Below are 20,142 nucleotides of genomic sequence, written 5' to 3' on the forward strand. Positions count from 1 at the left end.
AAACCGTGGCGTGTGCCGCTCCTGGATGAATGCAACCGACCTGTGAGCCGATTGCATCGAGAAATCAGACGATCGCGTCGGGCTCCGCTTGTTCAGCCGTGAGCGCGACCATGTCGACCTTGACCTCGAACGCCTGTCCCAGCACCGACATCGGATTGACCTGCCGGTCGTTGCGCCTCACCTCGAAATGCAGGTGGGGACCCGTCGAGCGCCCGGTCGAGCCGACCAGGCCGATCCGCTCGCCTTCGCCGAGGCGATCGCCCCGGGCCACATCGACCCGGCTGAGGTGGGCGTAGAGGGTGCTCATGCCGTTGGGATGCCGCACCTCGATGAAGCGGCCGTAGCCACCGCCGTCATAGCCGGTCTGCACCACCTCGCCCTCGCTGGCGACAAAGACGCTGGTGCCCTGAGGCGCGGCGATATCGACACCCTTGTGGTGCCGCGCGGCGGCTTCGCCGGCAAGGCGGCGCAGCCCATAGGCGGAGTTGACGGCGTATCCCTTCAGCGGCGTCGCAAAGGCGATCAGCCGGGTCATCGGCCCGGCAGGCCGCGCGACGGCGGTCACCGGCGGCGCCTCCGGAACGGGCAGGGCGATCTCGATCGTATCGACCGACGGTTCGGAGCTTGGGGCGAAGGCCATGGCCAGCACGGCGACCGAGGCCAGGGCGGCGGCCTGGCCGGAATGGAAAAGGAACGACCGGGCGGTCGGCAACAGGCGTCGCATGGCGGCGTCGGCTCCGTCTTTCGGCTCAGATGAGCTGTGGAGGCGCCGACGGGCCGCGAGACGCGGCGCTCTCGGTCGGCGACCGGGAGGACCGTCTGTCTAGGGGGCGGGCGGGGCGACTTTGCGGCGAAAAGGTTCCATCGGGGCGACAGGAGGTCGCAGCGGAGCCGTAAAATTCGCTGTGAAATCAACAATCAGCAAAAAACAAAAAGGGCGCGCCACCCGAATGCGGCGCGCCCTTTCCATGGTCGGGCGATCTACTGGAGCGGCAGGCTGAAGGTCACGGCCCCGACATGGCTGTCGGCGGCGTCGCCGAAACGCCCGCGATAGCCGATCGAGATCGTACCCGGCCCGACGCCGGCCTCGAGCCCGGCGGAGGCGATGAGGGAGCCGCCGAACGGATCCTCGATATCCCGCTCCAGCACCTGGGCCGGATTGCCGACGATGCCGACCCGCACGCCGTCGCTGCTGTCGCCGAAGCTGTCGCGATAGCCGCCTTCGATCCAGAAGTTCAGCCCCTCGCCACCGCCCTCGGCGCGCAGCGAGACCTCGCCGCTGGCCGCCTGCACGGTCCGATCCTCGTACCGGTACTGGGCCGCCACACCCTGTTCGAGGTAGCCGTTCACATCGGTGGAGACGAAGGTCACCGCCGCGCGGGGCGACAGGGCGATGCCGCCCATGTCGAACCACGTCCCCGCCTGCAGGCGGGCGCCGAGGCTGCCGCCGTCGGTCTGGCCGGTGTGGACGATCGGCGCCAGGCTCGTGGTCCGGGTGATATCGTCATACTGATCGATCGAGCCGCCGACCGTGGCGTTGACGAACATCTCGCCCCTGCGCCAGCCGGCGTAGATGTCGAAGGCATAGGTCTCGACGTCGAACGCCATCGGCCCCGCCTCGACCTCGGCGGTCCGGAAGGTCCCGGCCACGCCAAACCGCATGCTGTCTGACATGACGTGATCGAGGCCGACCCGTCCGCCCCAGCCGGTGGCCTCGGCCTCGGCGATGACTCCGCGGGCATCGGTCTCGACGCTGTCATAAAGGGCGCCGAAGGTCATGCGGCTGCCAGCTTCCCACGGCGCGCGGCCGGACAGACCCTCGCTGGCCATATCGAGCAGGTCCTCACGCTGGCGGAAGCCGGTCTCGGCCTGCACCGTCGACTGGGCCCCGAGGTCGCCGTAGTGGAGGTAGTCGTTGGCCAGCAAGGCGATCAGGCGATGGCCGGCGGCGGTGGGGTGAACCCCGTCCCAATACAGATAGCCGTCCGGATTGGCGCAGACGGTCAAGGCGAACTCGTCAAAGCACCGGTCGGTCGCATTGGTCAGGCCGAAGCTGCCGGGATCGCCGGCAAGCGTATCGCTGATCTTGTACAGGTCCATGAGGATGATGTTTGAACCCGGGTTTGAACTGGCGACCCCGAACAGCCCCGATAGCAGCGCCGAGTTGAAGCTCGTGCCGGAGTAGTCTGCGAGCTGCGAGCCGGCGGGTCCAACGAGAGGATTGTTCGGCGAGAACTGCGGCGTGATCCCGAGACGCGGCAGGTTGGTCACGAGCACCGTGCCCGCGCCCGCAACCGCAACCGAGTTGACGATGAAGTTGATGTCCGCCGCGGCCGCGTTGGCGACAGCTTGCATTGTCGCCGCAGCCGTCGTGGGGCTCGCCGCCGCGCCCTGAAACGCCTGAAAGATGTTGTTGGCCCCGCCCAGGACGCTGACCAGATCATTGGTGCCGAAGGTCCCGCCGCCGCCGGAGTACGCCAGCAGCTGGTTGCGCATGCCCGGGGGGCTCGCGGCGTTGTCCGTGCGGGCGCCGCCAAAGGCGTAGTTGACGCTACCGCTGACGGGCGCGCCGGCCGTGAAGCGTCCCGCATCGAAGCCCAGCAATTCGGTGAACACCGGACCGTTCGAGAACCGGCCCTGGTAGTAGGGCGGCGAGGGAGGGTTGGTCCCGGCGGTGACGGCGTAGAGGTTGCCGTTGTCGCTCAGACTGTCGCCGAACACGACCAGACGGTCATAGGTCTGGGCGGTGGCGGCGGACGCGAAGACGCCGACGGCGGCGACGGCCAGCGCGGCGCAGGCTGCGTGGTGCAGGAAACGAGACATCGAATATCCTCCCTCGGTCGTCATGATGCGACCGTTAGATGACACTCTGCGCCCGTTTCCGACGGGCGCAAGATGCCGTCGGGGAAGCTTTCAGTGCAGCATCCGGAACCGCAGGGTTCCGGCCACACTCTTCAAGGCCGTCAGCGAGGCGGGATCGTAGTCGCGATCGACGTCGGTGATGACATAGCCGGTGTGCTCGTCGGTCTTCAGATGTTGGCCGAGGATGTTCAGCCCGGCGCTTGCGAGGGCGCGATTCAACTCGGCCAGGACGCCCGGCTGATTGCGGTGGATGTGCAGGATGCGGTGGGCGCCGGACACCTCGGCCAGTTGCACGTTCGGAAGGTTGACGCAGAAGGTGGTGTCGCCACGGTTCAGATAGCCCAGCAGCCGTTCGGCGGCGAACTCGGCAATGGCCTCCTGGGCCTCTTCGGTCGAGCCGCCGATGTGGGGGGTCAGGATGACATTGGGCAGGCCGCGCAGGGGGCTGTCGAACGGGTCGGCGTTGGTCGCCGGCTCGTCCGGAAAGACGTCCAGCGCGGCGCCGCCGATGCGGCCGGCGCCGAGCGCCTGGGCGAGGGCGCCGATGTCCACCACATGGCCGCGCGACAGGTTCAGCAGCAGGGCCCCGGCCTTCATCCGCGACAGCTGGGCGGCGCCGATCAGGGCGGTGTTGTCGGTGCGGCCGTCGACATGCAGGCTGACCACGTCGCTCTCGCCCAGCAGGGCGTCCAGCGACGGCATGCGGCGGGCGTTGCCCAGCGCCAGACGCTCGGTCAGGTCGTGGAAGATCACCCGCATCCCCAGCGCCTCGGCCAGCACCGACAGCTGCGAGCCGATGGCGCCGTAACCGACGATGCCGAGGGTCTTGCCGCGCAGCTCGCGCGACCCGGTGGCCGATTTGTTCCATTCGCCGCGGTGCATGGCGGCCGACTTGTCGGTGACGTCGCGCAGCAGGGCGACGGTCAGGCCGACCGCCAGTTCGACCACCGAACGGGTGTTGGAATAGGGGGCGTTGAACACCGCCACGCCACGGGCGGCGGCCGCGTCGAGGTCGATCTGGTTGGTCCCGATGCAGAAGGCGGCGACCGCCATCAGCTTGTCGGCGGCGTCGAGGACGCGGGCGCTGACCTGGGTCTTGGAGCGGACCCCGAGGACGTGCACCCCCTTGATGCGCTCGATCAGGGCGTCTTCGCCGAGGGCGCCCTTGACCGTCTCGACCTGGTAGCCGGCGTCCTGCAGCCGTTCGACGGCGGCGGGGTGTACGTTCTCCAACAACAGCATCCGCATGCGGCTGCGCGGATAGGACCAGCGGCCGGTCAGCCCCTCGAGGTGCAGCAGCTCATCCAGCGAGCGGACCTCGGCGTCGGCGGCGGCGACGACGGGGTCGCGCCGCACGATTTCGGTATAGGCGTAGAAGCGGTCGGCGGCGCCGGCCTGTTTGACCTCGGCGTCGGTCCAGCCGTCGCCGACCATGACAACCGGACCGGGCAGGTTCAGCGCCGCGAGGGCCTCGGCCTTGCCGCCGGCGCGGGACAGGGGATTGCGCTCGTCGACGCCGGTGACCCGCCCGTCGGCGTCATAGACCAGGTCGTTGCACAGCACCCGGTCGGGGGCGACGCCCAGCCGTTCGGCGACCGGGGCGATGATCTCGCGGAAGCCGCCCGAGACGATGACGATCCGGCCCGGCCGGTCGCGGAAGAAGGCGAGGTTCTTGCGCACCGAGGGCGTGCCCTCGTCAAGGATGCGGGCGGCGAGGGCGGCGACATGCTCGCGGGTCAGGGGCAGCAGGGCCAGGCGGCGGTTCAGCGCCTCGCCGAAGCCGATCTCGCCGGCCATGGCCTGGTCGGTCAGCCGCCCGATCTCGGCGCGCACCGCCGCCGCTTCGGGCGCGCCGGCGAGGGCGATGTCGGCCAGCGCCTCGAGCGTCTCGATGCGGACGAGGGTCGAATCGAAGTCGAAAATGAAGGTCGCGTCGGCCATGGCCGAACCTTGGCCCACCTTCGCAGTTGCAGCAACGGAGCCGGCGGCCCGGTTTCGAAAAAACAGGGTCCGCCGAAGCGTCCGCCGGGGTCTATTCCACCCGAACGCCGAACGCCGGCCGCCATTGGGAGCGACCGGCGTTCACACCATCAGACCCTCACGTCACGATCGGACGCAGGATCAGAAGCGGCCAAGGCTGCGTAGCTTGCTGTCGGGACGGCGGGCATCCATGGCGGCCGCGCCGATCGCCGCTGCGATGGTGACCAAGGCCAGCAGGGCGCCGCCCTCCTTGGCGTGGTCCCGGGCGTAGCCTCCGGCTTCGTGGGCGTAGTGGCGGGCCTTCTTGCCGTGCTTCTTCAGCGCCCGGCGCGAGGAATGGCGGGTGTCGTGCAGCAGGCGGCGCGAACGGTGGCGGGCTTCGTCGCCGAAATCGGAGGCGCGCTCGCCGGCCTCCATGAGGCCGTGACGCACCGTTTCCGTCAGATCCTCGAACCGGCCGCGCAGGCCGCTGGTGTCGACCCATTGGCGCGGCTGGAGCCGGCCGCGCAGGCCTTCCAGCCGCGTCGGGCCGGTGCGCTGGTTCAGCAGCAGGGTGGCCAGGCCGACGCCCGCGAGAATGGCCACCACGCCGGCGGTGACGCCGGGATGTTTGCGAACTTCGGCGAGGGCGGAGAACTGTCGAACCATGGGATAATAGACCTCTTCGTCGAGACCGTCGTCGGTCGGGTCATAGAGCCCGTCCGCGTCCGGCTGCCAGGCGGAACGCCTGTCCCGCATGAGGGAAGGAGCGAACCGGGCGAAAAGAGGTTCCGCCAGACCCGGCAGGGTGGAGTAGAAACTGGCGATCAGCCGGCCGCCGCCGCCGACGGTGATCTCGCGGATCGGGTGCGTGGCGCAGTACAGGATGGTGTCGGCCACAACATGGGTCGCATAGACCGGCTGCGGGTTCTGCATCGCCTGACCGGTCAGGTTGCGGGCGTGGCGGCTGTAGGGCGTGTCGATCGGGCCCGGCTTGACCAGGCTGACGGTGATCGGAGCCCGTTCACGCATCAGCTCCATGCGCAGGGCGTTGGTGAAGCCCTTCACTGCGTGCTTGGAGGCCGAATAGACGCCCTGGATCGGCATCGGCGCGTCGGACAGGGTCGAGCCGACATTGACGATGGCCCCGCCGCCGGGCCGGTCGCGCAGGTGCTGGGCGGCGACCAACGAGCCGTTGACCACGCCCCAGTAGTTGGTCTCGAACAGACGGCGCTGGTCCTCCAGCGTCGTCTCTCTAATGGCTCCGTAGATCGAGACGCCGGCGTTGTTGACCCAGGTGTCGAAGCCGCCGAACAGGCGCATGCATTTGTCGGCCGCCCCGGCCAGGGCGGCGTGATCGGCGACATCGGCCACGGCGAAGGCCGCCCGCGCGCCGGTCGCCTGCAGCTCTTCCGTCAGCGCCTTCAGGTCGTTCTCACCACGCGCGATCAGGAAGACGCAGGCCCCCGCCCGGGCCGCCCGCCGGGCCACCGACAGGCCGATGCCCGAGGTTGCGCCGGTGATGACGATGGACTGCTGGTTCAGGGGCTTTAGCGTCGCTTTGGTCATGAAATCGCCGGCTGGACAGGGTCTGTGAGGGCCTTGGGAAACGGGGCCGCGACCCCGCCGGTTCCTGCTCTAGCATGCGGCCCTTACCAATCGCGATACGGGCGCCTATCTTGCGGCGCTTCCATACAACGCCACTCGAGGACCGCCGTGACCGATCACGCGCCCGCCGCCACGCCCTCTGACAACCTCGCCGCCGCCTTCCAGATCGAGGGCTGGCCGGTGCGCGGCCGGCTGGTCCGGCTGGGCGAGGCCATCGACGCCATCCTGTCGGCGCACGACTATCCCGAACCCGTCGCCGCCCTGCTGGGCGAGGCGTGCGCCCTGGCCGCCCTGATCGGCTCGGCGCTGAAGTTCGAAGGCCGGCTGATCGTCCAGGCCCAGGGCGACGGGCCGGTCCGCTATGTCGTCGCCGACTATGACACCCGCGGCCATCTGCGCGGCTATTGCCGCTTCGACGAGGACGCCGTGGCCGCCGTCTCGCAAGGGTTCGCCCGCCCCGGCGCGCGCACCCTGCTGGGCGAGGGGGTGTTCGTCATGACCCTCGACCGAGGCGCCGATTTCGAGCGCACCCAGGGCATCACCCCGATCGAGGGCGAGAGCCTGTCGCTGGCGGCCGAACACTATTTCCAGCAGTCCGAGCAGATCCCGACCAAGGTGCGGCTGGCCGTCGGCTCGGTCGTGACGGACGAGGGGACGGCGTGGCGCGCCGGCGGGGCCCTGATCCAGCTGATCGCCGGCGACGCCGCTCGCGGCTCGACCGAGGAGGCGTGGGACCGCAGCCGGGCCCTGTTCCAGACCCTCGCCGACGACGAACTGATCGACCCGACCATCACCCCCGAGGTGCTGCTGTTCCGCCTGTTCCATGAGGACGGCGTGCGGCTGGAGGATGCGCGGGCGCTGGAGGCCGTGTGCCGCTGCTCGAAGGACCGCATCGGCGCGGTCCTGGCCTCGTTCGCCCCGGAAGAGCGGGCCGACATGGTCGAAGACGACGGCAAGATCCGCGTGACCTGCGAATACTGCGCGACGGTCTATGAGCTGGAGCCGGAAGAGATCGTCGCGGGGTAGGGCGGCCGGACCGTCAGAATGGCGGCTGTGGGGGGGAAGCGGACATGAGCGTTCTGAAAATGGCAGGTCGCCTAGTCGCAGGCCGATTGGGGGGCATTGCCGGGGGCGGTCCCGCAAATGTAACTCGCCATTTTGGCTTGGTCGATTTCATAGCCCTGGTTGCCCCGAACCAGGTGCTCTTTGGCCGGGAGTGAGCCTGTCTGGGCGACCGGCACGCTCAGCGTCTCAGGCCATTGCTCAGTGGTCCGTGACATCAGTCGTTCACGAAAGCGCCGCGCCAACGCTGGGTCTTCACCTTGGTTGAAGGATACCCATACATGGCCCGGGTGAAACCGGTCGGAGACGTGAGCCTCGGCTTGGCGGAGATCATCGCCGCGATAAACCGTGGCATGGATCGACGTGCCAAGTTTGGGGGACATCTCCGCCCAGCTTTCCATTTCCTCGGCCGTCTCGACATCTACGTTGAGACCCTCGGCTCTCGCCTCGGCGATGAGCATGGTCAGGAAGTCGGCCCGGTCGACCGCAGAGGTCAGCGGAACCTCGAAAGCAGCCACTGTCCTGAGGCCTTCGGGCTGGGGGACAGGCTGGCCGGCTCGTATGCATCCGGCAGGCAATGAGATGGCAAGCAGCACTGCAACAGTCGCGCGGATCGGAAAACGCGACGACCCTGCTCGTTTGGACCGCGGTCCCCATCGGCGCGCTCCGATCCAGACAAGCCAGACCACGAGCGTACCGCCGAGCGTTGCCACGGCGGCGAAGCCGAGCACCGCTGGAATGACAAAGATGATCTCACCGCCCATGATCGACTACCGCATGCACTAAGCGCTCCAGTCCAGTCGTCGTGTCTGACGCGGGCTGGAAATCGCGCACCGTGGCCGCCTCACACACTTACTCGATGACCAACGGGTCGGGATCAGTCCTCACCATCAGGCCGGAAAGCGGACCTTGCTGGATGGCTTGCTAGAGCTGTTTGCCCTTACGTCGGCTGATTACACCTAGACTACCGAACAAGATGCCGGGGATGATCCACACCACCCAACTATCACCCTGAACAAGCTTGAAGACGCCCAACGCGACGAATATCGCGCCAATGAGCGGGAAGCCCGTCTGCTGAAGTTGACCCATCGGTTCTCACCCTCGACCATTTCACTGACGGTATGATCCAGCTTTGACGCTGCCAGGATCAAATCAACCAGCGGTGCCGGTGAGAATGAACGAGGGAGGTGAGGTGGTCGACTGTCCGCTATGGGTCGGTTACGGTCACGAGGTCGGAGCCGCAAAGCGGACATGCCGCCATCGCCCACAAGCGCACGCGCCCATGATCGCCTCAAGGCGGAAACCGGGTTTGGTGTTACGCCGGATTGAGGCGCAGACTGAGTCGCGTGTGACATTCCACGCGAAAGCAACGAAGGGGTGCCCTTGTCCCACCGACCGCCCGTCCTCCTCGCCGCCATCCTCGCGCTGGCCGGAAACGCCGCATGCGCCCAGCACGGTGCTGACCGGGCAGCAGCCGAGGCCCGCCAGGCCGCTATTCGCGCCGGACTGAACACTTCAGTCGCCAGCTTCTGCTTCCAGGCTCCTGAGACCGACGAGACCGCGATGACGGTGCAGGTCGAGGATCTTCCGGCGTCCAGCCTCCTGCCCGGAGCCGGCGCGGCCACAGCGGCTCAGCCGGTCAACGTCGGTTCCTACCTGTACCGGGGCGACGGCGTGCGGATCACCTCTGACGATCCGCGTTTTGCCGGGTTGATCATTGATCCCGTCCTGTTCGTCCCACGCCTGCCGAATGGCGATCGACTGGTGACCTGGAATCTGGCTCACGCGACCGGGGGAGGAACCTGCAGGCTCGCGTTGACACCGCCCGCTCCGCCCCAACGCCAACGGTCCCTGCGGGCCGCGGAGGTCGGCGCCCGGGCGCATCTGGCCGGCTATCGAGCGGGGGCCAGCTGGCCGTTTGGGCGGGATCGCTTCATCGGCCTGATGCATCCGGAAGGCGAGGGAGATCGAACCCTGATCGTGACATTCGTGGCCGGACCGGATCACGAAACGCGCGTCGAAGCTGAGACGCCGCTCGCGTTTCAAGGCATCAGGGCCAACGCTCCGATACACGGAGGACCGTGGTCATTGCTCGTGATGGGCCGGCAGGCTGATGGCTCCATTGTGCAAGCCACTCTGGGAGCCGAACCGCCCATCTGGTAAGCGGCGCCACTCCAACCGACTTCATGCGGACGTCCGCTTTGGGCGTAAGCGGCCGCTCCCTACGCCTGCTGTTCGCTCAACCCCCGAGGTCCAGCGAATACCCCGCCGACCTGACCGTGCGGATCGGATTGACGGTGCCCTCGATGTTCAGCGCCTTGCGCAGGCGGCCGACGTGGACGTCGACGGTGCGGGCCTCGACATAGACGTCCGAGCCCCAGACCGCGTCCAGGAGCTGTTCGCGGCTGAACACCCGGCCCGGGTGCTGCATCAGATGGTCCAGCAGGCGGAACTCGGTCGGGCCGAGGTGGATCTCGGTGCCGGCGCGACGGACGCGGTGGGCGACGCGGTCGATGACGATGTCGCCGTGGGTCAGGCGATCGTCGGCCAGACCCGGACGGATGCGGCGCAGCACGGCGCGGATGCGGGCGTTCAGCTCGACCATCGAGAAGGGCTTGGTCATATAGTCGTCGGCGCCGGTATCGAGGCCGCGCACCCGGTCGGTCTCCTCGCCACGCGCGGTCAGCATGATGACCGGCAGGTTGCGGGTCTCGGGCTTGCCGCGGATGCGCCGGCACACCTCGATGCCCGACAGCTTGGGCAGCATCCAGTCCAGCAGAACCAGATCCGGCAGCCGCTCGTCGATCTGCAGCATCCCCTCCTCGCCGTCGGCGGCGATGACCACCCGGTAGCCTTCCTTTTCGAGGTTGTACTGAACGAGGGTCGCCAGGGCGTCCTCGTCTTCCATCACCAGAACATAGGGCTGCACAACGGTTCTCCAGGAACTCAGGCGGTAGTCGGCGGTTCGGGGGCGTCTTCGACGGAGTCGGGGTTCCAGCGCGGACGTTCGCCGGTGAACTCCTGGCCGGTGACCTCGTAATAGATGGTCTCGGCGATGTTGGTGGCGTGGTCGCCGATCCGTTCGAGGTTCTTGGCCATGAACAGCAGGTGGGTGCAGGCCCCGATCATGCGCGGATCGCCCATCATGTAGGTGAGCAGTTCGCGGAACAGGCTGTTGTAGTGTTCGTCGACCTCGTCGTCGGTATGCCAGACAGCGACGGCGCGATCGATCTCGCTGGCGGCATAGGCGTCCAGCACGTCGCGCAGTCGCATCGACACCAGCTTGCCCATCCGCTCGATCGAGCGGGTCAGGGGCTGCATCGGCTCGCCCTCGGCGAGGATCAGGCCGCGCTTGGCGATGTTCTTGCCCAGATCGCCCGTGCGCTCCAGATCGGTGGCCAGCTTCATCGCCGACAGCGTGCGGCGCAGGTCCGAGGCGACCGGCTGGCGCAGGGCGATCAGGCGGATGGCCTTCTTCTCGATCTCGCGGTGGAGGGCGTCCAGCCGGTGGTCGCGCTCGATCACAGAGCGGCCGAGGGCGACGTCGCGGCGGGCGACGGATTCGATGGCGTCGGCGACTTGGGCTTCGGCCAGGCCGCCCATCCGGGCGACCTCGGCGGTCAGCTGGTCCAGTTCGTCGCCATAGGCCTTGACGGTGTGCTGGGTCATGGGCGGATCCCTAGCCGAATCGGCCGGTGATGTAGTCGAGGGTGCGCCGCTCGCGCGGGTTGGTGAAGATGTCCTCGGTATCCCCCATCTCGACCAGCCGGCCCATGTGGAAGAAGGCGGTGCGCTGGCTGACCCGGGCGGCCTGGGCCATGGAGTGGGTGACGATGACGATGCAGTAGCGCTCGCGCAGCTCGTCGATCAGCTCCTCGATCTTGGCGGTGGCGATCGGGTCGAGGGCCGAGCAGGGTTCGTCCATCAGGATGACTTCGGGCTCGACGGCGATGGCGCGGGCGATGACGAGGCGCTGCTGCTGGCCGCCGGACAGGCCGGTGCCGGGCGAATGCAGGCGGTCGGCGACCTCTTCCCACAGGCCGGCGCGTTTCAGCGAGGCCTCGACGATCTCGTCCAGCTCGGCCTTGCCCTGGGCGAGGCCGTGGATGCGCGGACCATAGGCGACGTTTTCGTAGATGGTCTTGGGGAAGGGGTTGGGCTTCTGGAACACCATGCCGACGCGGGCGCGCAGCAGGACGGGGTCGACCGAGCGGGCGTTGACGTCGGAGCCATCGATATCGATCCGGCCGGTCACCCGGGCGCTGGCGATGGTGTCGTTCATGCGGTTCATCGTCCGCAGGAAGGTCGACTTGCCGCAGCCCGAAGGGCCGATCAGGGCGGTGACCGTCTTGTCGGCGATGTCCATCGAGACGTCGAACAGCGCCTGTTTGTCGCCGTAGAAGACAGACACGTCGCGCGCGGCGATCTTGATCGGCGCGTTCGGATCGGCGCTGTGCAGGACGGGGGGCGGGGTCATCGCCGGCTTGTCGCCGCCGGGACCGCCCGAGGCGCCTTCGGGCGCGCGAAACAGATTGAACTTCATACGACTACCACCGGCGTTCGAAGCGCCGCCGCAGGATGACAGCGGCGGCGTTCATGACGACCATGAAGGAGAGGAGGACGAGGATGGCCGCGGCGGTGCGCTCATGGAAGGCGCGCTCCGAGGCGTTTTCCCAGATATAGACCAGCGAGGGCAGGGCGCCGGTCGGTTCGGTCAGGGCGTGCGGGATGCCCGGCACGAAGCTGACCATGCCGATCAGCAGCAGCGGGGCGGTCTCGCCGAGGGCGTGGGCCATAGAGATGATGGCCCCGGTCATCACCCCGGGCATGGCCAGGGGCAGGGTGTGCTGGAACACCGTCTGGGTCCTGGACGCGCCCATGGCCAGGGCGGCCTCGCGGATCGACGGCGGCACCGCCTTCAGCGACGAGCGGGTGGCAATGATGATGGTCGGCAGGGCCATCAGGGCCAGCACCAGACCGCCGACCAGCGGACTTGCGCGCGGCAGGTGCATCCAGTTGATGAACAGGGCCAGGCCCAGCAGGCCGTAGATGATCGACGGCACGGCGGCGAGGTTGTTGATATTGACCTCGATCATGTCGGTGATCCGGCCCTTGGGCGCGAACTCCTCCAGATACAGGGCCGCGCCGACGCCCAGCGGGATGGCGATGAGGGCGGTGACCAGCAGCATCAGGGCCGAGCCGATCACGGCTCCCAGCACCCCGGCCAGCTCCGGCTCGGTGGAATCACCCTTGGTGAACAGGGCGCTGTTGAAATGGCTCTCGATCCGGCCGTTGGCCTGCATCTGGTCCAGCCAGGCGATCTGCTGGTCGGACAGGCGGCGCTGGGTGGCCGGCGTGTTCAGCGAGATCTCGCCCTTGAAATAGAGGTCGGCGTCGTCCGCCAGCGGTGCGTCGATCGAGACGGTCTGACCGATCAGCTCCGGCTGCGCCTGGATCAGCTCGGCGGCGACAAATTTGAGTTCCGACGAGAACAGGCCGCGCATCTCGGTCGCCTGCGTCCCCTCGGCGTCGTCGGTCACGCCCAGCCGCGCCAGCGCCTGCTCGGCCGCCAGCAGCTCGAAATTGGTGCCCTGCGGATAGGCCGGGTCGATCCGCGCCGGGTCCATATAGACCGGTACGGTCATGGTGTGGGCGTAAAAGGCGGTGTGGCCCTGTTCGATAAGCCGGCCGAGCAGCAGCAGCAGGAAGCCGACCGCCACGCCGATGGCCAGCAGGCCGTACAGTTTGAACCGCCGCTCGCGGGCGTAGCGCCGCTTCAGGCCGGCGCGCAGCCGGTCGATGCGGAGGGAGCTTGCCGCGCCGGCGGAAGGGTCCGGGGTGACGGTCGCGTCAGTCATACTGCTGCCGATAGGTCTGGACGATGCGCTGGGCGATGAAGTTGAGCACCAGGGTCACGGTGAACAGGGTCAGGCCGAGGCCGAAGGCGGCCAGGGTCTTGGTGCTGTTGAACTCCTGGTCGCCGGTCAGCAGGGTGACGATCTGCACGGTCACGGTGGTGACGGTGTCCAGCGGGTTCAGGGTCAGGCGGGCGGCGAGGCCGGCGGCCATGGTCACGATCATGGTCTCGCCGATGGCCCGCGACATGGCCAGCAACATGGCCCCGGCGACGCCGGGCAGGGCGGCCGGCAGCAGCACCCGCTTGACCGTCTCGGACCTGGTCGCGCCCATGGCGTAGGAGCCGTCGCGCAGCGACTGGGGCACGGCGTTGATGATATCGTCGGACAGGGAGCTGACGAAGGGGATCAGCATGATGCCCATGACCGCCCCGGCGACCAGGGCCATCTGGTTCTGCACCAGCATCAGATACTGGCCGAGGCCGTCCAGCGGGCCGCCGACCAGCAGGGCGCCGATGTTGTTGAAGAACTCGCGGAACGCCGGGCCGACGGTCAGGGCGGCGAAGAAGCCGTAGACCACGGTCGGCACGCCGGCGAGCACCTCCAGCACCGGCTTGACCACGGCGCGGAACACCGGCCCCGCGTACTCCGACAGATAGATGGCGGCGAACAGGCCGATCGGCGCGGCCACGGTCATGGCGATGAGCATGATCAGGAAGGTGCCGGCGAACAGCGGCAGTGCCCCGAAGGCGCCGGTCGAACCGACCTGGTCGGCGCGGATCGCCGTCTGCGGGCTCCACTGGGTGCCGAACAGGAACTCGCCGATCGGCACCGAGGCGAAGAAGCGCAGGGAGTCGAACACCAGGGCGGCGATGATGCCGACGGTGACCAGCACGGCGACGACCGAGCTGGCGAACAGCAGGCCGACGATCCACGCCTCGACCCGGTTACGCGCCCGCAGTTCAGGCTGGATGCGGCTGAAGGCGAACAGGCCGCCCAGCACGGCCGCCACGGCGGCGCCCGCCGCCGTCGCCACGATCCCGAGCGCCGGGGCGAGGAAACCCGCGGCGATGATCACGACCAGCGCCGGGACCACGGCCCAGATCAGCGCATAGGCGCCGTGCTGGCCCGGACGGGAATGGGCGCGGACGCCCTGCTGCCGTCGACGCGCAATGGCGCGGCCGCCGACGAAGGCGACGACGGCGGCGACGATCAGCAACGGCAGGAAAAGCCAGGTCATGCGGGTCCGGAACCGGGAAAATGAATCGCGCCGGTCCCCCGGTTCGTTCGGGGCGGAACCTGCCCGCGAATGGTCAGCGGATTACGACGCCGACGTGACAGTTCTGTTACGCCGTACGGCCAGGCGTCACCGGGGCGTCGGCGACGGCCCCCGCGCGCGTCGCGGACGGGAAATAGGCGGTAAAGGCGGCCCCGTCGCCGGGGGCGCTCTCGACCGTCAACCCGCCGCGGTGGCGATTGACGATGTGTTTGACGATGGCCAGTCCCAGCCCCGTCCCGGCGCGTTCGCCGCTCTTCTGACCCTCGACGCGGTAGAACCGTTCGGTCAGCCGCGGCAGGTGTTCGCGGGCCAGCCCCGGGCCATGGTCGCGCACGGTGACGGCGGCGTAACGCGCCCCCGGCACCCGGTCGGGCGTCAGCAGCGGCAGGCGCGTCGCCCCTTCGCCGCGGCTGCCCCCGGACCACGGCGCGGCGGCCTGGTCCAGGGTCGTGTCCGGATGGATGACGATCTCGACCGTGTCTCCGGCGGCCGAATATTTGATGGCGTTGTCGACAAGATTCTGGACCACCTGGACGATCTCGTCGCGATCGCCGTGCACCGGGGCGCTGACGGCGCGATCGGGGACGATGATCCGCACCCCGCGCTCGGCGGACAGCACGCTGACGGCGTCGACCACGTCCGACACCGACCGCGCCAGATCGACCCGTCCCTCGGGCGGAATGTGCTCGTTCAGCTCGATCCGACTCAGCGACAGCAGGTCGGCGACCAGCCGCCCCATCCGGTCGGCCTGGGCCGCCATGATGTCGAGGAACCGGTCGCGCGCCTTGGGATCGTCGCGGGCATGGCCCTTCAGCGTCTCGATGAAACCGGAGAGCGAGGCCAGCGGCGTGCGCAGCTCATGGCTGGCGTTGGCGAGGAAGTCGACGCGCATCAGTTCCATGCGCCGCACGTCGGTCTCGTCGCGCAGCACGACGAGGGCGAGGTTGCGCCCGTCGTCGGAGGCCAGCGGCCGGGTCAGCGCCCGCCAGTGCCGCGCCTGGGCGCCGACGCCGCCATAGTCGGTGCTCCGCGCCAGGCCGCCGAACAGGGCCTCGTCCACGGCCTCCAGCACCGCCGGATCGCGCAGGGCCGAGACCAGCAGGGCCCCCTCGCGCGGGATCCGCAGCAGGTCCCGTGCGGCGGTGTTCGCCAGCACCACCCGCCGGTCGCCGATGTCGTCCGCCTCGCCGCCGGCGACCACCAGCACCGGATCGGCCAGCGCCTCGAACAGGCTGTCCAGCAAGGTCCGGTCCGCGGCCAGCGAGGCCGACTCGGCCGCGGGGGCGGCCCTGGCGGCCCTGGGGGCCCCGGTGGTGCGCTCGGTCCGACGGGCGACGGCCCAGCTCGACAGGCCCACCAACGCCGCCCCCGCCAGCATGTATTGCGCGCTCTGCGGCTGCAGCACGGCCAGTCCCACCATGACGACGATGGCCACGCCCGCGCTGGCGCCGACCGTCCACAGGCGGGATCCGGCCGGGGGGGCGACAGGCGAGGTCGGGTATTCGTAGGACATTCGGGCTTCCGGTCGGCGCGCCGACTCTATCGTGTGAACATGACACGGATTTCATGACAAACGCACGGCGGGACCAAAGCCGGCGGTTGTCAAACGTCCTTGACACCATTACCAAGGTCGGACGGCTCGAAACGGGGGAGGGCATATGACTGCGGCATTGACGCTTGAAGGGGTCAGCAAGCGCTACGGCGACTTCCAGGCCGTGCGCGACCTGAGTTTCGAGGTCGGGAAAGGCTCGATCTGCGGCTTCCTCGGCCCCAATGGCGCGGGCAAGACCTCGACCCTGCGCATGATCCTGGGCCTGCAGGCGGCGAGCGAAGGCCGGATCACCATCCTCGGCGCCGACGACGGCCGCAAGGTGCGTGACCGCGTCGGCTTCCTCCCCGAAGAGCGCGGCCTCTACAAGAAGATGACGCCGGTCGACGCCATCGCCTTCTTCGGCGCCCTCAAGGGCCTGCCGACCGGCGAGGGCCGTCGCCGCGCCCGCGAGATGCTGGACGCCCAGGGTCTGGGCGCCGCCAAACGCAAGAAGATGAAAGAGCTGTCCAAGGGCATGTCGCAGAAGGTGCAGCTGATCGCCTCGGTCGTGCACCGGCCCGAGTTCGTGATCCTCGACGAGCCCTTCTCCGGCCTCGACCCGGTCAATCAGCAGGGGCTGGAGGCGATGATCCGCGGCCTCGCCGCCGACGGCGCCACGGTGCTGTTCTCGACCCATGTGATGCAGCACGCCGAGCGGCTGTGCGACAAGGTCGTGCTGCTGGCGCGCGGCCGCAAGGCGTTCGAGGGAACCGTCGCCGAAGCCCGCGCCACCACGGCGCGCTTCCTCGAGCTGGAGGGCGCCATCGCCCCGGAACAGGCCGCCGCCCTGCCGGGCGTCAGCGGCGTCGAGGTGATGTCCGAGATGGACGGGGTGCGCGTGCTCAAGGCCGGCCTTGTCGCCGGCGGACGGGGGCAGGACGCGCTGAAGGCCGCCTTCCTCGGCGGGCTGGACGTGCGCCGCTTCGAACTGCGCGAGCCCAGCCTGCACGACGCCTTCATCGGCCTGACCGGCGACAATCCGGATCAGGACCAGTCCGTCAAGCCTGCGGAGGCCGCCCGATGAAACGCACCCTGCTGATCGCCCGGCGCGAGTTCGCCGCCTACGCCAAAACCGTCGGCTTCTGGCTGTCGCTGCTGGCCTTCCCGATCTTCGGCCTGCTCGGCGGCTCCGTCGGGTTCCTGATGGAGTCGAGCGAACCGGTGCGCCAGGTGGTTCTGGTCGAGGAGGGGCCCCAGGCCGCCGGCCTCGCCGCCGCGGTCCAGAACACATTGCGCGAGGACGAGGCCCGCCGCGCCCAGCGCCGCCAGGCGGCCGAGGCGCAGATCCAGAAGGCCGCCGGCGGCACGGCGGGCGGCGAGGCGGCCATGGGCGCGCTCGACGGCCTCGACGGTCCGAAACTGACCTTCGTCGCGCCGCCCTCCGATCTGGCCGCCGCCGCGCCGGGCGAGGCCCGCGAACAGCTCACCCGCCGCTACCTTGGCGACGAGGCGGCCGAGGGCGAACGGCTGGACGCCGTCGTCCTGCTGGACCGCGCCGACGGCCGCCCGACGGCCCGCGTCTGGAGCCGACGCGCCACCGACACTTCGGTGGAGCGCTTTGTCAGCACCGCCCTGAAGGACCAATGGCGCCGCGAGGTCTTCCGTGACGCCGGCATCGACGCCGCGGTGGTTTCGACCACCCAGGCCTTCGAGCCCGATGTGACCACCCTGTCGCCCAGTTCGGCCAGCGGCGGCGAGGTCTCGTTCCGTGACCAGCTGCCCGGCATCATCGGCCTCGCCTCGGGCTTCATCCTCTGGTCGCTGATCATCACCGGCGCCTCGATCCTGCTGAACAGCGTGATGGAGGAGAAGTCGAACAAGATCCTGGAGGTGCTGCTGTCCTCGGCCTCCGCCACCGAAATCCTCACCGGCAAGGTGCTGGGCGTGGCCCTGCTGACCGCCACGGTCCTGCTGGTCTGGGGCGGCATCGGCGCGGCCGGCCTGATCGCCGGCCTGCCCGAATACGCGCCCATGGTCGGCGAGGTGCTGCTGGAGGGCGGACTGATCGGCTATTTCATCGCCTACGCGGTCGGCGGCTATCTGATGTATGCGGTGCTGTTCGCCGCCATCGGGGCCTTCTGCGAGACGCCGCGCGACGCCCAGACGCTGATGGGGCCGATCATGATGATCCTGATCGTGCCGCTGCTGGTCATGCAGATGGCGTTGCGCACCCCGGACGCGCCGGTGGTGCAGATCATGTCGTGGATCCCGTTCTTCACCCCCTTCCTGATGAGCGCCCGGGCGCCGTCCGAGCCGCCGATGATCGAGATCATCGGCACCATGGCCGGCATGTTCGCCTTCGCCGCCCTGATGGTCTGGGTGGCGGGCCGGGCCTTCCGCGCCGGCGCGCTGTCGGACGTGAAGCTGAGCTGGAAGGCCTTCGCGGGCGCGATCGGCCGGGGGCGGTAGGCTGGGCGTTCACCTCCCCATCGGCGAAGGCCGATGGGGAGGACAGATCGCGAAGCGATCAGGAGGGGGCTCCGTCAGAGGTGATTTCGTGCTCAACACCGACGGCCGGAGCCGCCCCCTCCTGGTCGTCGCTCGCGCGCCGACCTGTCCTCCCCATTCGCCTTCGCGAATGGGGAGGTGGGACAAGAAAAAGGCCGCTCCGGTTTCCCGGGGCGGCCTTTTGATCTTCGGATTGTAACGTCGATTTAGCCGCGGGCCGGACCGGCGCCCGGGACGCGGGGCTTCGGCGGCGGCAGCAGGCCTTCGCGCTGGGCGCGCTTGCGGGCCAGCTTGCGGGCGCGGCGCACGGCCTCGGCCTTCTGGCGAGCGCGCTTCTCCGAGGGCTTCTCGTAGTGCACGTGGCGCTTCATTTCCCGGAAGCTGCCTTCGCGTTGCATCTTCTTCTTGAGGGCCTTCAGCGCTTGATCGACGTTATTATCGCGAACGAAAATCTGTACCAGGTTGAACTCTCCTTTGGCCGCCCGCCGCGCCCCTCGAAAGGGAGACGGGCAGACAAATAAAATCGTCTTCCGCGCACAGGGTCCGCGGATGAAGGCGGGCTGATACACGTTCGCCCCCGTCCTGTCCAGATCGTCGCGGCAAGATGTGAAGGGTCGAAACGCCCGTCTGACGGGGATATGCTGGCGCCATGACCGACGCGCCACACCTGCCGAACGACCCGCCCGCGGGCGACAGTGCTCCCGGAGATTGGGCCGACCGCATGGAGCAGTCCGTGCTGGACGCGGCGATCGCCCGCGCGCCGTCGCTGGGCTGGAACAGCCGCATGGTGCGGGCGGCCTGTGAGGCGAACGGCCTGTCGCTCGGCGACGAGGAGTTGCTCCTGCCGAACGGGGCGCGGGATCTGGCGGCCCTGCTGTCGCGCCGACATGACGACCGGGCGCTGGCCTCGCTGGGCGAGGTCGATCCGAAATCGCTGAAGATGCGCGAGCGAATCGCGCGCGCCGTCTCGGCCCGGATGGAGGCCGGCGCCGCCGACCTTGAGGCGACGCGCCGCTGCGCCGCCTTCCTCGCCCTGCCGACCAACGCCGATCTGGGGCTCAAGCTGGCGTGGGAGACGGCCGACGGGCTGTGGACCTGGGCCGGCGACACCGCCACCGACTGGAACCACTATTCCAAGCGGGCCATCCTGTCGGGCATCCTGATCCCGGCCCTGACCATGCGCTGGTTCGACGGCCGCGACGCCGCCGAGGCCTTCGTCGCCCGCCGCATCGAAAACGTCATGGCCTTCGAGAAATGGAAGGCCGGCAAGGATTTCGACGCCCCGCTGCGCAGGGTCGCCGATGCGCTGAGCCGGATGCGGTACGGGGCGAAGACTCCCCAATAGCTTTCGTCATTCCGGGCGAAGGTGCGCGTAGCGCGCCGTAGACCCGGAACCCGGCGGCGCCGCGACGGCGGCGAAACACCCCTGGCCGCGGACTTCACACGGCCGGCGCAGGCGCTCCCGACAGGTTCGCGCT

The 20,142-nt window shown here is 68.8% G+C and carries 17 protein-coding genes and 1 pseudogene; 5 read left to right on the top strand and 13 right to left on the bottom strand.

What is annotated here, in order from left to right:
• Nucleotides 1-64 precede the first annotated feature (64 nt).
• The 5 genes and pseudogenes from ACK4JY_RS08465 to ACK4JY_RS08485 form a co-directional block, all read right to left on the bottom strand.
• Complete coding sequence (locus ACK4JY_RS08465; protein ID WP_409604654.1) at nucleotides 65-724, bottom strand: M23 family metallopeptidase; 660 nt, start codon at nucleotides 722-724, stop codon at nucleotides 65-67.
• Between the two features lie 257 nt (nucleotides 725-981).
• Nucleotides 982-2,823: an autotransporter domain-containing protein gene (locus tag ACK4JY_RS08470; RefSeq protein ID WP_409604656.1), complete on the bottom strand. Its 1,842-nt coding sequence runs from the start codon at nucleotides 2,821-2,823 to the stop codon at nucleotides 982-984.
• Between the two features lie 90 nt (nucleotides 2,824-2,913).
• The gene (gene serA / locus ACK4JY_RS08475) at nucleotides 2,914-4,143 is read right to left on the bottom strand and encodes a phosphoglycerate dehydrogenase (RefSeq protein ID WP_409604791.1); all 1,230 of its coding nucleotides are present in this window, start codon (nucleotides 4,141-4,143) and stop codon (nucleotides 2,914-2,916) included.
• Between the two features lie 135 nt (nucleotides 4,144-4,278).
• Nucleotides 4,279-4,803 (bottom strand): annotated as a pseudogene (locus tag ACK4JY_RS08480) (HAD family hydrolase); the annotation flags it as partial.
• Nucleotides 4,804-4,983: 180 nt separating this feature from the next.
• On the bottom strand, nucleotides 4,984-6,390 hold the full coding sequence (locus ACK4JY_RS08485; RefSeq protein WP_409604658.1) for an SDR family oxidoreductase: 1,407 nt from the start codon (nucleotides 6,388-6,390) through the stop codon (nucleotides 4,984-4,986).
• A 147-nt stretch (nucleotides 6,391-6,537) separates the two neighbouring features.
• Between ACK4JY_RS08485 and ACK4JY_RS08490 the strand changes: the two genes are divergently transcribed.
• Nucleotides 6,538-7,455, top strand: a complete 918-nt coding sequence (locus tag ACK4JY_RS08490; protein WP_409604660.1) for an Hsp33 family molecular chaperone — start codon at nucleotides 6,538-6,540, stop codon at nucleotides 7,453-7,455.
• A gap of 71 nt (nucleotides 7,456-7,526) precedes the next feature.
• Here ACK4JY_RS08490 and ACK4JY_RS08495 read toward each other — a convergent pair whose 3' ends face one another.
• Nucleotides 7,527-8,255, bottom strand: a complete 729-nt coding sequence (locus ACK4JY_RS08495) for a hypothetical protein (protein ID WP_409604662.1) — start codon at nucleotides 8,253-8,255, stop codon at nucleotides 7,527-7,529.
• Between the two features lie 619 nt (nucleotides 8,256-8,874).
• Here ACK4JY_RS08495 and ACK4JY_RS08500 point away from each other — a divergent pair.
• The gene (locus tag ACK4JY_RS08500) at nucleotides 8,875-9,654 is read left to right on the top strand and encodes a hypothetical protein (RefSeq protein ID WP_409604664.1); all 780 of its coding nucleotides are present in this window, start codon (nucleotides 8,875-8,877) and stop codon (nucleotides 9,652-9,654) included.
• Nucleotides 9,655-9,730: 76 nt separating this feature from the next.
• Here ACK4JY_RS08500 and phoB read toward each other — a convergent pair whose 3' ends face one another.
• From phoB to ACK4JY_RS08530, 6 genes are all read right to left on the bottom strand, one after another.
• Nucleotides 9,731-10,420, bottom strand: a complete 690-nt coding sequence (phoB, locus tag ACK4JY_RS08505; RefSeq protein WP_409604666.1) for a phosphate regulon transcriptional regulator PhoB — start codon at nucleotides 10,418-10,420, stop codon at nucleotides 9,731-9,733.
• A gap of 17 nt (nucleotides 10,421-10,437) precedes the next feature.
• A complete protein-coding gene (gene phoU / locus ACK4JY_RS08510; protein ID WP_409604667.1) occupies nucleotides 10,438-11,160 on the bottom strand; it encodes a phosphate signaling complex protein PhoU in 723 nt (240 codons plus the stop codon).
• Between the two features lie 10 nt (nucleotides 11,161-11,170).
• Nucleotides 11,171-11,968: a phosphate ABC transporter ATP-binding protein PstB gene (gene pstB, locus ACK4JY_RS08515; protein WP_409604793.1), complete on the bottom strand. Its 798-nt coding sequence runs from the start codon at nucleotides 11,966-11,968 to the stop codon at nucleotides 11,171-11,173.
• Between the two features lie 70 nt (nucleotides 11,969-12,038).
• Nucleotides 12,039-13,349 carry a phosphate ABC transporter permease PstA gene (pstA, locus tag ACK4JY_RS08520; protein ID WP_409604669.1) on the bottom strand — a complete coding sequence of 437 codons (1,311 nt, stop codon included), beginning with the start codon at nucleotides 13,347-13,349 and terminating at the stop codon, nucleotides 12,039-12,041.
• Nucleotides 13,342-14,586: a phosphate ABC transporter permease subunit PstC gene (pstC, locus tag ACK4JY_RS08525; protein WP_409604671.1), complete on the bottom strand. Its 1,245-nt coding sequence runs from the start codon at nucleotides 14,584-14,586 to the stop codon at nucleotides 13,342-13,344. The genes pstA and pstC overlap by 8 nt, the downstream gene beginning before the upstream one ends.
• Nucleotides 14,587-14,692: 106 nt before the next feature.
• The gene (locus ACK4JY_RS08530; RefSeq protein ID WP_409604673.1) at nucleotides 14,693-16,138 is read right to left on the bottom strand and encodes an ATP-binding protein; all 1,446 of its coding nucleotides are present in this window, start codon (nucleotides 16,136-16,138) and stop codon (nucleotides 14,693-14,695) included.
• 145 nt (nucleotides 16,139-16,283) lie between these two features.
• Here ACK4JY_RS08530 and ACK4JY_RS08535 point away from each other — a divergent pair, with 145 nt between their 5' ends.
• Together ACK4JY_RS08535 and ACK4JY_RS08540 are read left to right on the top strand one after the other, a co-directional pair.
• On the top strand, nucleotides 16,284-17,240 hold the full coding sequence (locus ACK4JY_RS08535; RefSeq protein ID WP_409604675.1) for an ABC transporter ATP-binding protein: 957 nt from the start codon (nucleotides 16,284-16,286) through the stop codon (nucleotides 17,238-17,240).
• On the top strand, nucleotides 17,237-18,625 hold the full coding sequence (locus ACK4JY_RS08540; protein WP_409604677.1) for an ABC transporter permease: 1,389 nt from the start codon (nucleotides 17,237-17,239) through the stop codon (nucleotides 18,623-18,625). Before ACK4JY_RS08535 ends, ACK4JY_RS08540 begins: the two co-directional genes overlap by 4 nt.
• Before the next feature lie 245 nt (nucleotides 18,626-18,870).
• On the opposite strand, the gene rpsU is transcribed toward ACK4JY_RS08540, so the two are convergent.
• Nucleotides 18,871-19,125, bottom strand: coding sequence for a 30S ribosomal protein S21 (rpsU, locus tag ACK4JY_RS08545; protein WP_168049186.1), 255 nt, complete (start codon nucleotides 19,123-19,125; stop codon nucleotides 18,871-18,873).
• A 188-nt stretch (nucleotides 19,126-19,313) separates the two neighbouring features.
• On the opposite strand from rpsU, the gene ACK4JY_RS08550 reads away from it, so the two are divergent.
• Nucleotides 19,314-20,009, top strand: coding sequence for a COQ9 family protein (locus ACK4JY_RS08550; RefSeq protein ID WP_409604679.1), 696 nt, complete (start codon nucleotides 19,314-19,316; stop codon nucleotides 20,007-20,009).
• Nucleotides 20,010-20,142 lie beyond the last annotated feature (133 nt).

This window comes from Brevundimonas sp., assembly GCF_046295595.1.
Lineage (GTDB): Bacteria > Pseudomonadota > Alphaproteobacteria > Caulobacterales > Caulobacteraceae > Brevundimonas.

Coding starts and splice junctions, on each gene's coding strand:
- ACK4JY_RS08465 (WP_409604654.1), bottom strand. CDS start 724: ATGCGACGCCTGTTGCCGACCGCCCGGTCGTTCCTTTTCCATTCCGGC.
- ACK4JY_RS08470 (WP_409604656.1), bottom strand. CDS start 2,823: ATGTCTCGTTTCCTGCACCACGCAGCCTGCGCCGCGCTGGCCGTCGCC.
- ACK4JY_RS08485 (WP_409604658.1), bottom strand. CDS start 6,390: ATGACCAAAGCGACGCTAAAGCCCCTGAACCAGCAGTCCATCGTCATC.
- ACK4JY_RS08495 (WP_409604662.1), bottom strand. CDS start 8,255: ATGGGCGGTGAGATCATCTTTGTCATTCCAGCGGTGCTCGGCTTCGCC.
- phoU (WP_409604667.1), bottom strand. CDS start 11,160: ATGACCCAGCACACCGTCAAGGCCTATGGCGACGAACTGGACCAGCTG.
- pstB (WP_409604793.1), bottom strand. CDS start 11,968: ATGACCCCGCCCCCCGTCCTGCACAGCGCCGATCCGAACGCGCCGATC.
- pstA (WP_409604669.1), bottom strand. CDS start 13,349: ATGACTGACGCGACCGTCACCCCGGACCCTTCCGCCGGCGCGGCAAGC.
- pstC (WP_409604671.1), bottom strand. CDS start 14,586: ATGACCTGGCTTTTCCTGCCGTTGCTGATCGTCGCCGCCGTCGTCGCC.
- ACK4JY_RS08530 (WP_409604673.1), bottom strand. CDS start 16,138: ATGTCCTACGAATACCCGACCTCGCCTGTCGCCCCCCCGGCCGGATCC.
- ACK4JY_RS08535 (WP_409604675.1), top strand. CDS start 16,284: ATGACTGCGGCATTGACGCTTGAAGGGGTCAGCAAGCGCTACGGCGAC.
- ACK4JY_RS08540 (WP_409604677.1), top strand. CDS start 17,237: ATGAAACGCACCCTGCTGATCGCCCGGCGCGAGTTCGCCGCCTACGCC.
- ACK4JY_RS08550 (WP_409604679.1), top strand. CDS start 19,314: ATGACCGACGCGCCACACCTGCCGAACGACCCGCCCGCGGGCGACAGT.